The 14,312-nt window shown below is 34.5% G+C and carries 15 protein-coding genes and 1 pseudogene; 14 read left to right on the forward strand and 2 right to left on the reverse strand.

Going from position 1 to position 14,312, the window contains the following annotated elements; all coding sequences use genetic code 11:
* The first annotated feature begins 46 nt into the window (after positions 1–46).
* Together pduL and lgt are read left to right on the forward strand one after the other, a co-directional pair.
* Positions 47–616, forward strand: a complete 570-nt coding sequence (pduL, locus tag VIK44_RS11185) for a phosphate propanoyltransferase (RefSeq protein ID WP_331553977.1) — start codon at positions 47–49, stop codon at positions 614–616.
* A 2-nt stretch (positions 617–618) separates the two neighbouring features.
* On the forward strand, positions 619–1,401 hold the full coding sequence (lgt, locus tag VIK44_RS11190; RefSeq protein ID WP_331553978.1) for a prolipoprotein diacylglyceryl transferase: 783 nt from the start codon (positions 619–621) through the stop codon (positions 1,399–1,401).
* Between the two features lie 55 nt (positions 1,402–1,456).
* Here the strand turns inward: lgt and VIK44_RS11195 are convergent, their stop codons facing one another.
* On the reverse strand, positions 1,457–2,410 hold the full coding sequence (locus tag VIK44_RS11195; RefSeq protein WP_331553979.1) for a YifB family Mg chelatase-like AAA ATPase: 954 nt from the start codon (positions 2,408–2,410) through the stop codon (positions 1,457–1,459).
* 362 nt (positions 2,411–2,772) lie between these two features.
* Here VIK44_RS11195 and VIK44_RS11200 point away from each other — a divergent pair, with 362 nt between their 5' ends.
* The 7 genes from VIK44_RS11200 (at position 2,773) to VIK44_RS11230 (ending at position 6,247) form a co-directional block, all read left to right on the forward strand.
* Complete coding sequence (locus tag VIK44_RS11200) at positions 2,773–3,021, forward strand: AbrB/MazE/SpoVT family DNA-binding domain-containing protein (protein ID WP_331553980.1); 249 nt, start codon at positions 2,773–2,775, stop codon at positions 3,019–3,021.
* Positions 3,015–3,350, forward strand: coding sequence for a type II toxin-antitoxin system PemK/MazF family toxin (locus VIK44_RS11205; RefSeq protein ID WP_331553981.1), 336 nt, complete (start codon positions 3,015–3,017; stop codon positions 3,348–3,350). The genes VIK44_RS11200 and VIK44_RS11205 overlap by 7 nt, the downstream gene beginning before the upstream one ends.
* 160 nt (positions 3,351–3,510) lie before the next feature.
* Positions 3,511–3,789 (forward strand): type II toxin-antitoxin system RelB/DinJ family antitoxin, encoded by a 279-nt coding sequence (locus tag VIK44_RS11210; protein WP_331553982.1) that lies wholly within the window; start codon positions 3,511–3,513, stop codon positions 3,787–3,789.
* 10 nt (positions 3,790–3,799) lie between these two features.
* Positions 3,800–4,048, forward strand: a complete 249-nt coding sequence (locus VIK44_RS11215) for a Txe/YoeB family addiction module toxin (RefSeq protein ID WP_331554065.1) — start codon at positions 3,800–3,802, stop codon at positions 4,046–4,048.
* Between the two features lie 549 nt (positions 4,049–4,597).
* Positions 4,598–4,837 (forward strand): type II toxin-antitoxin system Phd/YefM family antitoxin, encoded by a 240-nt coding sequence (locus VIK44_RS11220; protein ID WP_331553983.1) that lies wholly within the window; start codon positions 4,598–4,600, stop codon positions 4,835–4,837.
* Positions 4,831–5,712, forward strand: coding sequence for a type II toxin-antitoxin system RelB family antitoxin (gene relB, locus VIK44_RS11225; RefSeq protein WP_331553984.1), 882 nt, complete (start codon positions 4,831–4,833; stop codon positions 5,710–5,712). The genes VIK44_RS11220 and relB overlap by 7 nt, the downstream gene beginning before the upstream one ends.
* Before the next feature lie 37 nt (positions 5,713–5,749).
* Complete coding sequence (locus VIK44_RS11230) at positions 5,750–6,247, forward strand: type II toxin-antitoxin system HicB family antitoxin (protein ID WP_331553985.1); 498 nt, start codon at positions 5,750–5,752, stop codon at positions 6,245–6,247.
* Positions 6,248–6,340: 93 nt separating this feature from the next.
* On the opposite strand, the gene VIK44_RS11235 is transcribed toward VIK44_RS11230, so the two are convergent.
* Entirely contained in the window at positions 6,341–7,201 is an 861-nt protein-coding gene (locus VIK44_RS11235; protein ID WP_331553986.1) for a Fic/DOC family protein, read from the reverse strand.
* 632 nt (positions 7,202–7,833) lie between these two features.
* On the opposite strand from VIK44_RS11235, the gene VIK44_RS11240 reads away from it, so the two are divergent.
* From VIK44_RS11240 to VIK44_RS11260, 5 genes and pseudogenes are all read left to right on the forward strand, one after another.
* Positions 7,834–8,043, forward strand: coding sequence for a helix-turn-helix transcriptional regulator (locus tag VIK44_RS11240; RefSeq protein WP_331553987.1), 210 nt, complete (start codon positions 7,834–7,836; stop codon positions 8,041–8,043).
* Positions 8,044–8,066: 23 nt separating this feature from the next.
* Positions 8,067–8,360 (forward strand): annotated as a pseudogene (locus VIK44_RS11245) (DUF1016 N-terminal domain-containing protein); the annotation flags it as partial.
* A 67-nt stretch (positions 8,361–8,427) separates the two neighbouring features.
* A complete protein-coding gene (locus VIK44_RS11250) occupies positions 8,428–8,514 on the forward strand; it encodes a hypothetical protein (protein WP_331554066.1) in 87 nt (28 codons plus the stop codon).
* Between the two features lie 513 nt (positions 8,515–9,027).
* Complete coding sequence (locus VIK44_RS11255; RefSeq protein WP_331553988.1) at positions 9,028–12,213, forward strand: DNA-directed RNA polymerase subunit alpha C-terminal domain-containing protein; 3,186 nt, start codon at positions 9,028–9,030, stop codon at positions 12,211–12,213.
* Between the two features lie 14 nt (positions 12,214–12,227).
* Entirely contained in the window at positions 12,228–14,309 is a 2,082-nt protein-coding gene (locus tag VIK44_RS11260) for a DEAD/DEAH box helicase family protein (RefSeq protein ID WP_331553989.1), read from the forward strand.
* Positions 14,310–14,312: the final 3 nt, after the last annotated feature.

Here is a 14,312-nt window from a genome sequence, read left to right on the forward strand (position 1 = left end):
TTAAGATATAGATTGTTAATAATTTAATTAAGTAGAGGAGAAAATTATGGAAAGAAAAGTGCCCATCGGGCTGTCAAACAAACATATTCATTTATCACAGGCAGATTTAGAGGTTTTATTTGGAAAAGGTTACAAACTAACAGTAAAGAAAGATTTATCTCAACCTGGCCAATATGCTTCAGAAGAAAAGGTTGATGTTGTTGGACCTAAGGGAACCATTAAAGGTATCCGTGTTTTAGGACCAGTACGTCCAGAAACACAGGTTGAAGTTTCGATTGGTGATGGCTTTATTTTAGGAATTCCTGCACCAGTAAGAAATTCAGGAGACACCAAGGATACACCAGGCGTTAAACTTGTCGGACCAGCAGGAGAAGTTGAAATTAAGAAGGGTGCCATTGTTGCAGCCCGACACATTCATATGAGTACTGAAGAAGGCAAAGCTTTTAATTTAAAAGATCAGGACGTTGTTTGTGTTAAACTTGACGGCCCACGCGGTTTAACATTTGATAATGTCGTTGTTCGTGTTGATCCAAACTTTAAATTAGAAATGCACATTGATGTTGAAGAAGGAAATTCTGCTTGCGCTAAAAACGGCCAAATGGCAACTATCCTTTAATCATGCCAACACCAAACCCCATTGCATTTTCTGTATTGGGTCTTGATATAAGGTGGTATGGCATTCTCATTGCCAGTGCATTGCTCATTGGCTTGTTTGTCGGTATAAAGCGCGCTCCAAAATATGGAATAGATCCAGACTTTGTCTTGGACTTCTTTCTTTACATGACACCAGCAGTGGTGATTGGGGCCCGACTTTACTATGTCATTTTCAACCTTGAGTACTATATAGCCAATCCAACAGAAATATTAGCCACATGGCATGGCGGTCTTGCCATTCATGGCGGAATTATCGCCGGGGTTATTGTGGCATTTATTCTATGCCGGGTTAAAAATGTAAATTTTATGAGTTTTGCGGATATGTTGATTCCAGGATTGCCTTTAGGGCAAGCCATTGGTCGATGGGGGAATTATTTCAACCAGGAAGCTTATGGTGTTCAAACGGATTTGCCCTGGGCAATTACTGTTAATGACGCGGTTCAGGGAATGATCAGGGTCCATCCGACTTTCCTTTACGAATCGATCTGGGATTTTTTTATTTTCGGTTTTCTCCTTTTCTATGAAAGTAAGCTAAAAAAGGTGAACGGTGAATTATTTTTCGTTTATCTGGGGTTATATTCCATTGGCCGATTTTTCATCGAAGGGTTAAGAACCGACAGTCTCATGTTTTTAGGACTGCGAACTGCTCAAATGGTCAGTTTAGCTCTGGTGGTTATAGGTTTTGGCGGACTCATTCTTTTAAGAAAAAATCCGGACCTGTTTAAAAGTACACTATGGAAAAAATAGAATAAGCAAAAAAAGGCTGTCTTTCGGGACAGCCTTTTTGAATGCAAAAAAATGATTAGTGTGACTTTAGCATGCCACGATACTGGATGGCTTCTGATAAATGAGATACATTGATGTTTTCAGAATTATCTAAATCTGCAATGGTACGGGATAATTTTAAGATGCGGTGATAGCCTCGGGCGCTGAGATTCATTTTTGCATAGACCTTTTCCATTAACTTTTGCTCAGGGTTTCCCAATAAACAAAATATTTCCATGAGTTTTGGGGTCAACTGAGCATTGTAGTAGATGTCCAAACCGGCATAACGCTTATTTTGAATTTCTCTGGCGGCATCGACTCGTTTTTTAATGATATGGGAAGAGTCACCCTTGGGTTTGCATTGAAGTTCATCATAGGTGGTGGGAGGGACCTCTACAAAAATATCCAGACGATCCATCAGGGGACCGGAAATTTTCCCCTGATAATTTTTAATTTGCTGGGGGGTGCAAATACACTCATGGGAAGGGTCTGTGAGATAACCGCAGGCACAGGGATTCATGGAAGTGATCAGCGTGAAGCTGGCAGGAAAGGTTAATGAAGCATTTACTCTGGCAATACAGACTTCCTGATCTTCAATGGGTTGGCGTAAAACTTCAAGAGCTGATTTCTGAAATTCCGGAAGTTCATCTAAGAATAGAACCCCTAAATGAGCAAGGGATACCTCCCCGGGCTTGGGAATACGCCCACCCCCGACTAATGCGGTTTTAGAAATGGTGTGATGAGGTGATCGAAAGGGACGTTCGCACATAATGGCATTATCTTTAAGTAGACCGGAGATGTTGTGGATTTTAGTGATTTCCAGGGCCTCATCCAGGGTGAGATCGGGTAAAATTGAAGGAAAACCTTTGGCTAACATCGTTTTTCCAGAACCGGGCGGTCCCGACATAAGCAGATTGTGGCTTCCGGCAGCCGCAATTTCTAAAGCTCTTTTTGCCAAATCCTGGCCTCGAATAAGCAAGGGAGCTATCATTTCATTTTTACAAAATAACGTCTTTTTCTATGTTTTGTGGTGAGAGCAAAGTCTAGAAAAAAAATTAGAGTTTACTACGATATTAAGCTAAAGGAAAATAGAAAACAAGATAAAAGGTTTGAAAAATAGTGATATAAACGTTACACGGAGCTTTTTACCTGAATTGTCAACACCCTCGACGTACATACCACAGTTTTTGTGTTTGCGTAAAAATGCCCTTATATGTATATTCATGCATGTGCTTTATTGATGTGCTTGCAACCTGTTGTCGTTTATAATTTAGTGAATATTTATTGAAGTGGGTTGATTTTTTTCACGATTAGTATATACTATGTATATACTAATCGAAGGAGTAATAAGAGATGCAAACAACAATAGTAAAATGGGGTAATTCACAAGGTGTTCGGCTCCCAAAACACATATTAAATAGTGCAAATATATCGGATCGAGATGTGGTCAAGATGTATGTTGAGGGAGATACTATAATTATAAAAAAAAGTAAGAAGAATGCAAAACATAAGACAATTCAAGAACTTTTTGCTGGTTTTGAGGATGACTATGCGCCAACAGAAATCAATTGGGGAAAACCAGAAATTAGCGAAATATGGTAAAACAAGGGGATATTATTAAATTGAACTTTAACCCACAGAGTGGTCATGAACAGGCTGGTTTACGTTTTGCGGTGGTTATTAGCAATGATTTTTTTAACGAAAAGGTGAATACAACCATCGTATGTCCCATTACCAATACCAATCGTTCATTTCCATTGCACGTTGTACTTGATGAGCGAACAGCGACTACGGGAGTTGTTTTATGCGAACACATCAAAGCGATCGATCTGGAAGGACGACCCTACCAATATGTCGAAAGTATACCAGAAGATTTGCTGGAAGAAATTATATCGACAGTTTATTCGGAAATTGAGAAGCCGGAGTATTGAAGCTATTGTTTGAAACATCGGTCCACTTAAAAACATGGTTTAAAACAATCTGCACTTAATTATTATTTATTTTTAAGACAATTATGCGCGTGAATATATTGACATTGCGCGTAAATTTATAGTATTATTAATATAATAATAGGGAAAGGGCGTGTTTTTGATGGCACAAACAAATGTTAATATCCGCATGGATGAGAATTTAAAAAAACAATTTGAGGCTTTTTGCTCTGAAATTGGAATGAGTATGACGACTGCCTTTTGTGTTTTTGCAAAAACAGCCGTACGCCAAAACAAAATCCCTTTTGAAATCTCTGCCGATAGCGATCCATTTTACAGTGAAATCAATCAAGCACGGTTGAGAAAGTCTATCGACCAGCTTAATAATGAAAAATTCATAGTTAAGACGATGGACGAACTGGAGAATATGGCACGTGAATAATTTGTTGTTCATGTCCGACGCGTGGCAGGATTATTTGTATTGGCAAAAACAAGATAAAATGATCTTGAAACGAATCAATCAGCTCTTGCAGGATATCATTAGAAATGGTTATGATGGAATTGGGAAGCCAGAACCATTGAAATACGATTTTCAAGGGTTCTGGAGTAGGCGCATTAATGACAGTGATCGTATTGTTTATCGGATTGACGGGGAACAGATTATCATTGTTCAATGTGGATCTCATTACCGTGATAAATAAGTGTCCGTGAACACGACCTGCTGTCAATCAATAACCCTTGCGTTATATTGACATAAAATTGCAAATGCGGTATAATAAAGCCATAAAAGGTGCTACCCATAAACGGTTAGCCCGAAAAACCAGTTGTTTCTATGATAAAAAACACTAATCTTGCTTATCAGGGCGGTTAGTGTTTTTTGATTGTTCGTATTTCATCAATTACTACTAATAAAACAATATGAAAACATCCATAAAACCCATTACAAAAGCATTTACAGAGCCCCGTGATACTTGTTTAAACTAAATAAGTGAAAAAAAGAGCTCATGGCCACATAAAATGGCTCTGAGCTCTTTTTTTATATCGTTCGAAATTTTTACCTGTATCAGTTATTATAAGACCTTCTTATCCAAGAATCCCCTCGCTTTAGCCATGGGGAGTGTCAAGTGCCAACATATCGACAATGGTCGCAATAACTGGGTGCACCCGTGTCTAACTGATACGTCCACTTAATTGTGATTGACTTTTTATTAAATGTACGCTATAATGTACATAAATGGAGGTGGCAAAAAATGACAAACATAAATGCTACTAATTTACGAAAGAATTTATTTGAGTATTTAAATTCAGCCGTTGAGTATAATGATGTGATTAATGTAAACACCAAAAAAGGCAATGCTGTTATTATAAGTGAAGAAGATTATAACAGCATGTTAGAAACAATATATCTGATCAGCATACCGGGTATGAAGGAACAATTAGATGAGGGTGTTGCGTTGAGTATTGAGGGTTGTGAGGATTTTGAATGGTAAAAGGGTATAGGATAGTTATCTCAAAAATAGCACAGAAAGATAAGGGTAAGATTAAAGAAAGACCTATACTCAAAAGGAATGCTGAGAAGCTAATTCGGGTCCTAGAAGAGAACCCCTATCAAAACCCACCCTCCTATGAAAAGTTGAGTGGTAAGTATAAGGATCTCTATTCTCGACGTATTAATCAGCAACATCGGTTAGTTTACAAGGTAGATGAGGATAAAAAGGTTGTTATTATCATAAGCGTTACGGATCAAGAAAAGGCCTGGATGGAAAGTTATGCAAAGCTTCACGGCGTTCATTTGTCTGAATCAATCAAAGAAGCTTTTTTTGAGAAATTAGAGAATGAATATGATTTAAAAGTGATTGCAGAATACGAAGCCGATCCGGATAAGACATTTTATTCACATAAAGAAGTTGCTAAAGAACTAGGCCTGGAAAATGACGATGTCTATATGAAAACGATCTTTCCCGTTATTTTCACGCAAACCGAAAATGCTGTTTTAATCGAAGTCCCCGATTTAGAGATACTCACTGAGGGTACCGACATGGCCGATGCGATTGATATGGCGCGTGATGCTATTGGCTTAAAGGTGCTTTGCATTCAAGACAATAATCAAGAAATTCCACCACCGTCAAAAATAAATCAAATTGATGTTTCAGCCGGTGCTTTTGCTTGTGAGTGCGATAGCATTGTTTCGTTAGTTGATGTGGACTTTTCAGAATATCGCCGACGGCTTGACAACAAGACAGTCAGACGAAACGTAACTTTACCGAACTGGCTTAATGCCGAAGCCGATAAGGCAAATATCAATGTGTCCAGAGTGCTTCAAGACGCTTTAATGGAAAAATTGCACGTTTCCAACCGAAGGTAAGTAAATATTATTTAAAATATAAAGGAGTTGATAAATAATGCGTAAACTAACTTATTTAGCGGTATTGGAGCCATCAGCCGATGGTTATGGCGTTTATTTCCCAGATCTACCCGGATGTATCAGCTGTGGAAAAGACATTGAAGATTCCCAACAAATGGCCAGGGAAGCATTAGAGCTTCATATTTACGGTATGGAAAAAAATAACGAGCCTTTACCAGAGCCTTCCCGGTCTCTGGATAAAGAAGATGTAGAGACGGGTATAATAACGGCAATTACCGTTTTGCCTGACCTGGTAAAGAACGACATGGAGAAACGTGCGCCTAATGTACCAAATGCCGAAACGATCTGTGCAATTAACGAAGTCGATAAAATGAAACGCAATCCCGAAATCTATAAGGGATATGATGATATTGATGAAATGATGACCAATATGGAGGATGAATTTGATTTGAAGGTAATTGCAGAATACGAGTCCGATCCTGATAAAAAAACGTATTCGCATGAAGAAGTCAAAAATATGTTGAAGATTAATTGAAAAAGAAATTTTGGCAAATGAAAAACACTAATCGCCCTTGCAAGTGATGTTGAGGCCAGCGTATATTATCAATATATTTAATTGAACACTTTTTCACCGATCCATCTCCCGTGGATCTTCTGATTCATTCTCCAATTTTTCGTCCTGATCCAATAACAAGTGGTCAGTATCATTCAATAAATTTCCATGAAATTTGACCAGATACTCATCCGTGTAGCTGATGTTCTTAGCCTGATTTGTATAATTTGCTCGCACCAGGGCATTTCTGAAATAACTGGCATTTGCTTCAAACGGAGCATTATTAACATTGAAACCAAGAATGTTCAGGTACTGAATCATGAATACTGCCACAGTTCTGGTATTACCTTCTCTGAAGGGATGAATCTGCCAGATGGATGACGTGAAGGCTGCAATACCTTTTATCATTTCCTGAATATCCATGCCAACATAATTTTTCTTGCGTTCTGTCTCAAAGTCATAACGCAGCGTTTCTTCAATCATGAAATAATTGGCATAGGCAACCGATTCTCCATTAAGGACCGGTTCCTTCTTATAGATATTCTTCTCTCTAAATTCACCAACCCATTTTCCAGGCAAAATATCTTTGAAAAGATACCGATGGATGCCTTTAAGAGATGCCGGATTAAAAACAAATCCAGAGTTATCAAGCAAACTTGCAATACGGGTCGAGACAATGTCACATTCACGTTCTCTTAGAGTTTGCTCATCATCCGGTAGCGTTTGGTAGTGACTGACTAAAGCACTTTCAACCTCCTGATAAGTCAGCTTCCCGGCAAGGTGTTCCGGTAACAATGTTTTGGTCAAATAATCCGAAGGATCTAAATAATCAATTTTATTCAGCCCAAATCCAGTTTTCCAGTATTTTTCCTTTTGCCGTGGATCAGTTATTTCTTCAATTTCTTGATATGTCTCATAATATTTTTGATCAGTCATTACATCACCTTCCTTTTTTCTCCTTTAAATGGAGTAGCTGCTGATCCAATAGTCTTGTGTGAGTGAGTATTCCAATGGGAACAGATCAAAGCTTTCTTACCAAAAACCAAAATCAGCCGTCCATCTAAAGATAACCGGGTGATTTTATATTATTATAGTATCACTTATGTAATTAAATACAATTATAAAATTTCGCAAATTTCAGTCGCTTTGTTTGTTTTAAGTAACCTGACGGTCTGAAATATAGAATTAAAAGGAATTTATTGAAGCGGATGACTATCATGGCCGATGCCTATCGTAAACAATTGGCCGCTCATTCTCTGAGTGAAATCTCTTTTAAAGATCGCATGGGTATTCTGGTTGAATCGGTGTCAAAATTTAAGTTTTGACACCAATAAATCATTGACGTAAAATAGCGGTATTGAGATGTGTCAAATCTTTGTGTCAAAATATAAGGAGTTTTTTACTGGGAAACTTCACCGACAAGAATTCCATCATCATTTCAAAATTTACTTTGCAAAAGCAAATGATAACTCCTGAAATACAAAATTATATTCCTGATAATTATATATTTGTTGTAATTTAGAACAAAACATAATAAAATGAAAAAAACAGCAAAGCGAGGTGTTTTTATGGCAGTGAGTTATAATAAGCTTTGGAAAATTCTCATTGATAAAGATATGAAAAAAATAGATTTGATGAAGTCAGCAAAAATAGGGACGTCCACTCTCTCAAAGCTAGGCAAGAATCAGTTTGTGAGTATGGAAGTCCTGGTAAAAATCTGCAAGGTATTAGACTGTAACATTGGGGATATCGTTGATTTTATTCCAGATGAAGATTAGGAGGCGTAGTGGAAAAAATGCTCATGAATAATAGCGAATATTTCAATATACTGGCTGATGTGAAGAAACGCATAAAATCGACTCAGTACAAGGCGGTTTTAGGGGCCAATAAAGAACTTATCATGCTTTACTGGAACATTGGGAATATTATTATCGAAAACAGCACATGGGGTAATAAATTTCTTGAAAATCTGGCTATGGATATTAAGCTGGAGTTTCCTCATGTTAAAGGTTTTTCGGTGAGAAACCTAACATATATGAAGCGCTTTTCTCAGATTAATCCGGATTTTACAATTGTGCAGACAGTGTCTGCACAATTGACCTGGTCTCATAATATTATGCTGATTGATAAATTAAAAGACCCTGATCAAAAACATCACCAATATGCTCCTAGAATTAGGAATTGGATTTGCTTTTGTTGGAAATCAATATCATCTTGAAGTGGCGGGGAAGAATGAAGCTAAAATTTAAGCATCAAAAATTTCATACAGAGGCAGCAGCAGTATGTAATGTGTGTTGGTGGCCAGCCCAAAAGGGGTATTTTTTATAACACATATCTTCTTAGCAAGCTACTAGAGCAAATAGATATAACAAGCTTGAGATAATTGAACGGATCAAAAGAGTGTCGCCTATTGCGTGGAAACATGTAAATTTTGGCGGACGGTTCAAATTAACCGGGCAGAAAGAACCTCTGGAAATCGATCTGCTAATTAATCAACTGAATGACTTCCTAGCTTAATTGATAACTTGCATCTCTATTGAACTTTTGGACGATATGTGTAAACAACACCAAGTTGCACGGTCCTATAATAAAAAAACTTCCTATTTTCCAATAATACCATTTTATGAAAATCATGAACTAAAGTTGGAATATTTCGAATAATCAATTGCTAAAAAAGAGAATTAGGCGTAATATCAAAGAAGAATATATATATTGTAAAAAAAAGAAATCAAATTATAAGCATGAGAAATATGAGGTTCGAGATGGGTAAAATTAACAAGTTGATGAAAGGAAAAATCTCTGATTCAGAACTTAAAAATAAGACAAAATTCAAAATATGGTTATATGAAAATAAAAATATGTCAGAGAAAAGCATTGAAAATGCTATTCGAAAACTCATTACAATTAGCGATGTATTTACAAAAATATTGGATAGTTATGATACAATTTTTGAAATAACTGATTATGAGTTTATAAATAAAACTAAATACAAATTGATGATAAATAGAAGTTACATTAATTTTAATAAATTTACAAACGACCAATATACTTTATACATTGACTATTACAGCGAATATATCAAAGAGACTTATGGTAATACATATACCAGTCTTGAAGTTGAAGATGCCAAAATAATATTGCCAAATGCAATAGTTGAACATAATAAAGGCATCTCCGATAAAACAATAAATCAATCAAAGGAAGACAGATTTAAACAGTGGCTATATGTTAACAAAGGATTTTTGGAAACAGAAGTTGAAAGTGTTTTAAAAAATATTGAGATAATTGAAAATGAATTTTCAGATAATTTAGAACCAAATACTGTCGCTGCATCCTTAGAAGAACAAGATATACCTTCAAACAAAACAGATATAATTAATGTAAAGCAAGATAAGAGTTTAGAACAGTTTCCTTGTTTTGACAATCAAGCAGGGGAGGGGGCAGAACAATTTACGAGTGAATTTGATGATATTCTGCTTGGTGAAACAAACACAAATATACAGGATATACAAACAGATACCATTATTAATGAAGTTTATTTTGAACCCAGTGAGTTACTGAAAGAAATTATAGGTATGAGTAAAACAAAACATGCCGAAAAAAATGATTTCAATAACAATAATATGATAACACCGTATTATGAATTATTAGCTGTTGATCCTCAAGAATATAAACATTTTAAAATATCGGATTTTCAAATCTCAATGCGTTCAATAAATTGTTTAAATCATTCAAGTATATATACCATTGAAGATTTATTAAGATGTTCAGAGGTTAAGATTCGAAAAATTAAAAATCTTGGAGCAAAAAGTTTTAAGGAAATAAAAACTTTGGTTTTAAAGCAAAATAATTTTTCATTAGAAAACAAGATATTATTAGAATGTGAAAATAAGAAGGAACATAAGTTTAAAATTAGCTTGGAATTAAAAGCTATCATTGAAAGAATTATCAGTGGGGAAACACTTGATACTGAAAGAATTCAACTACTTAGTGAAGAAGAAATTGAATATATTAATAGAATTCGTGAAGCTATCTTCATCTTAGGAAAAGATATATGCTTAGAAATATTTCTTCAACCTCACCAATATTTAGAAATTAGGGACATGTTAAGTGAATTTAATCGTCGGAGTAAGTTGCATAATCAATTAATTGAAAATCTGACAGTATTATATGAGTGTATTCCAAATGAACGCAGACTAAATAAGATTTCACCGTTTATTAAGGCATATCATTGCAGTTGTGTAAGTAAAAACATTAATATTTCACAATTGGAAGAACGAATAAATACAAACGATACAGTAACTGATATTCGAAACATGTTTAAATTGGTAAATGAAGTGAAAATACATGATCAATTATGTGCGTTTTTAAAATGGATTGCATTAGATATTAATATGATAATAAATGAATGGTTTGAAATACAATATAATAATAACAATATAATTATTAAGAACCGCTCTTCTGGTAAAACATTAGCAGAATGTGGCCAGATTATTGGTTTAACTCGAGAAAGAGTTAGACAAATTGAAGTGAAAGCGCAAAAAAAATTTAATCTTTTTAATAAACGATATAACATAATAATGTTGCTTTATGCAATAAGAAATGGCGATGAAATAATTACACCTGAGGAAATTAAAAAGCAAATTTCTAATCATACTTCGGAACTTATTTACTTACTAAAAAAAGCACCGAGTTCAGATTACTATTATAATAAAAATTTGGACATATTCATCATTGATCCTGAAATTGTAGGAAATAAAGTACAACAGTTTTTAGATGAGCTCCCAGATACTATTAGAAAAGACACCCTGAATAGACAGGTGAAAAAAGCTATCGAGGAAGATGATTTATCATATGAGTTGATCAATAAAATGATTGAATACCAGTATAACTTAAGCGGAAATACTTACCATCGGACTAGGTTAAGCTTATCTCAAATATATACATTTGTGTTGAGAGAATATTTTACTAGTGGTATAAAAGTTTATAATAATTCTGAGATTAATACTTTTAGAGAATATGTAACAAAAGAATTTGGGTTGATTGATTTACCAGTACAAAACCGTGCTATTAGTGTAAGACTTACAGACCTAAGTGTACTATGTGAACGTGGTACTTATATACTTAGAGACTTTGTAGATATTAGTAATAAGGAAGTATTTGTAAAAATTGCAGAGTACATTGATAACTTTGAAGAAGAGTCTGTATCATATAATCAGATTTTCGAAGTGTTTCAAGAAGAATTGCTTCTCACAACAAATATTACAAACAGATACTTTTTACAAGGGGCACTTAAATTATTATTTGATAAAAAATACTCATTCAAAAAAGACATAATTGCGCATCATGTCAATAATTCAAATGTTTGTTTAAATTCTCTCTTACAAAGATACGTTATTGCTGATGAAATAGAAGATTTTTTTAAAGGATCAAAAGGATTAATTTCTATTTGTGATATTTGGAATAAAATACCTGGATTAAATTTGTTGAAAAGAGAGTATGTCCTTAATTTTTTACAAAAGTCTTCTTGGTGTAATGAAATAGAAAGAAATACTTTTATATATTCTCCAGAAAATATAGTTAAATCTTTAGAAGAGATACCTGAATGTTTTATTAAGAAAGACCGTTCATATATGTATCGGGAATTTCAAATGATTTCAGAGGTTACATTTAAAATTGCATTAGAGACAGAAGATAGAATAACTTGGTTGTTGTGGAATTCTCAGTTCGAAGAATTTGTTGAATTATGTCTTGGTTATGGTATTTCAAAAGTGGGTGAATTGCTCTTTATCCCTTATCGCAATGAACAATTAGTAGACCGTTTCTATTATAAAAAATTGCGTGCAATAATAGATAAGGTAAAAAATTGGCTCAATGAGTTGACAAAAGAAGACGATGAAGTAGACATGAGTACTGATGATATTTTGAGCTTATTCTGGCAAAACTAGATGAGAGGTGAAAAATGAGTTTTAAAGAATTAGACATTAAGGATTGCTATCAAACAGACTCTTCAAATATACCTGAAGATTTTTATAATCAAGTATTTCCTCAATCCGTGATTTATAAAAGAGCTGCTGGATTTTTTTCGAGTTCTTCATTTGTTACTTTCGGAAAAAGTCTTAAACAATTTTATTTAAATGGTGGCAAAATGCAAATGCTCGTTTCACCGCAATTTAGCAAAGAAGATTATGAGGCAATTTGCAGTGGCATAAAAGCTAAAGAGGACGTAGCCATTCAACGTATCATTGAAGCGTTTGATATTGATAGCATTTTAGAATATGAAGGAAGCAATATTCTTGCTTGGCTTATATATGAAGATCGTCTTGAAATTAAAATTGTTGTCAGAAGGGATAATAAACCTATTGGAATTTTTCACGATAAGTTTTCTATTATCGCAGATTTCGAGAATAATATGATTTCATTTAGGGGTTCAATGAATGAAGGGGTTACAGCATTTGTTAGTAACTTTGAGACAATAGAGGTTGATACCTCTTGGGATAATAGTTCAAAAAGGACTTCACAAAGATTAGAACAGTTTGAAACCATTTGGGAAAGTCAAGGACAGCAATGGAAAACATTGGATTTTCCAGAAGCGATAAAAGAAGATTTGATAAATATACGCAAACCAATTCCAGGTGTAACAAAAGAGTATGTACAAGACGTAAATGAAAAAACTAAACCAAGCATACCTGAAACGATATGTCTGCGAAAATATCAGAAAAAAGCTATTGCTGCATGGTTGAAAAATAAGCAAATTGGTATTTTTGAGATGGCAACTGGAACGGGCAAAACTATTACTAGTATTGCTGCTTTTGTTAAACTTTTAGAGGTTTATGAAAAGAACGATGGTGCATGTGGCCTTGTAATCACGGTACCTTATAAGGTATTGCTTGAACAATGGGTTGATAATCTGAGTGTTTTTAATATTCATCCAATTGCATGTTACGAATCTACTGCAAGTTGGAAAAGCAAAGCAACTGATCTAATTCAGTTATTTAATGCGGGAGTAAGAACAAATTTTTGCCTTATCACAACGAATAAAACATTTAGTGATAAAGCATTTCAAGAAATCCTAAAATCTGTTACTGGTGATTACATATTTTGTGCTGATGAAATGCATCATTTGACATCAGATAATGCATTGGCTAGCCTTCCGTATAATGCATTATATAGATTGGGTTTGTCTGCAACGTTGATGTCAAAATATGATGATACTAATATGAATGAATTAATAAGTTACTTTGGTTGTATTGTTTACCAATTTACAATGAAAGAAGCAATTGAACAGGGATTCTTAACAAGATATAGATATTATCCTGTTTTTGTAGAATTAACTGATGCAGAAAGAGACAAATATTACGAAATATCGAAAAAAATATCTAAAGCTTTTTTATTCAATAATGATAAAACCCTAAAAGATAACACTCCATTGAAGGTATTGTTAGCACAAAGAGCTAGATTAATTGCTTCTGCGGAGAATAAATTAGTGAAACTGAAAGAATTTAAAAATATTATTCAGGGAACATCAAATAACATTTTCTATTGTGGAGATCGGATTGAAGCTGAAACAAATGAAAAGTTTATCCAACAAGTTACTGATATACTAAACGATGAAATTGGTATTTATACATGCAAATTTACAGCTGATGAAAATAAGATAGAGCGCGCAAATATTTTAAAACATTTTGAACTGGGCTTAATTAAGGGGTTGGCTGCGATTCGTTGCTTAGATGAAGGTATAGACATACCCCAGCTTCGAAGAGCATTCATCCTTTCGAGCGGAAGTAATCCAAAAGAATTTATACAAAGAAGGGGTAGAATCTTGCGAAAAGCACCTGGAAAAAAGATAGCTGAGATTTATGACTTTATTGTTATACCTACACTAAATAAAAAACAAATAGCATTATTGAGTGATGAGGAAAAGAAGACTGAGTGTAGGATTATTGAACGTCAATTTGAACGTCTACAGGAATTTGCATCCTTAGCGGAAAATGGTTCTGAAGCGTATGAAGCATTTATTAATAAGTGGGAATTATATTCATAATAG

It is taken from the genome of Acetobacterium sp., from assembly GCF_036508315.1.
In the GTDB taxonomy this organism is placed as follows: Bacteria; Bacillota; Clostridia; order Eubacteriales; family Eubacteriaceae; genus Acetobacterium.

Coding starts and splice junctions, on each gene's coding strand:
- pduL (WP_331553977.1), top strand. CDS start 47: ATGGAAAGAAAAGTGCCCATCGGGCTGTCAAACAAACATATTCATTTA.
- lgt (WP_331553978.1), top strand. CDS start 619: ATGCCAACACCAAACCCCATTGCATTTTCTGTATTGGGTCTTGATATA.
- VIK44_RS11195 (WP_331553979.1), bottom strand. CDS start 2,410: ATGATAGCTCCCTTGCTTATTCGAGGCCAGGATTTGGCAAAAAGAGCT.
- VIK44_RS11200 (WP_331553980.1), top strand. CDS start 2,773: ATGCAAACAACAATAGTAAAATGGGGTAATTCACAAGGTGTTCGGCTC.
- VIK44_RS11205 (WP_331553981.1), top strand. CDS start 3,015: ATGGTAAAACAAGGGGATATTATTAAATTGAACTTTAACCCACAGAGT.
- VIK44_RS11210 (WP_331553982.1), top strand. CDS start 3,511: ATGGCACAAACAAATGTTAATATCCGCATGGATGAGAATTTAAAAAAA.
- VIK44_RS11215 (WP_331554065.1), top strand. CDS start 3,800: ATGTCCGACGCGTGGCAGGATTATTTGTATTGGCAAAAACAAGATAAA.
- VIK44_RS11220 (WP_331553983.1), top strand. CDS start 4,598: ATGACAAACATAAATGCTACTAATTTACGAAAGAATTTATTTGAGTAT.
- relB (WP_331553984.1), top strand. CDS start 4,831: ATGGTAAAAGGGTATAGGATAGTTATCTCAAAAATAGCACAGAAAGAT.
- VIK44_RS11230 (WP_331553985.1), top strand. CDS start 5,750: ATGCGTAAACTAACTTATTTAGCGGTATTGGAGCCATCAGCCGATGGT.
- VIK44_RS11235 (WP_331553986.1), bottom strand. CDS start 7,201: ATGACTGATCAAAAATATTATGAGACATATCAAGAAATTGAAGAAATA.
- VIK44_RS11240 (WP_331553987.1), top strand. CDS start 7,834: ATGGCAGTGAGTTATAATAAGCTTTGGAAAATTCTCATTGATAAAGAT.
- VIK44_RS11250 (WP_331554066.1), top strand. CDS start 8,428: ATGCTCCTAGAATTAGGAATTGGATTTGCTTTTGTTGGAAATCAATAT.
- VIK44_RS11255 (WP_331553988.1), top strand. CDS start 9,028: ATGGGTAAAATTAACAAGTTGATGAAAGGAAAAATCTCTGATTCAGAA.
- VIK44_RS11260 (WP_331553989.1), top strand. CDS start 12,228: ATGAGTTTTAAAGAATTAGACATTAAGGATTGCTATCAAACAGACTCT.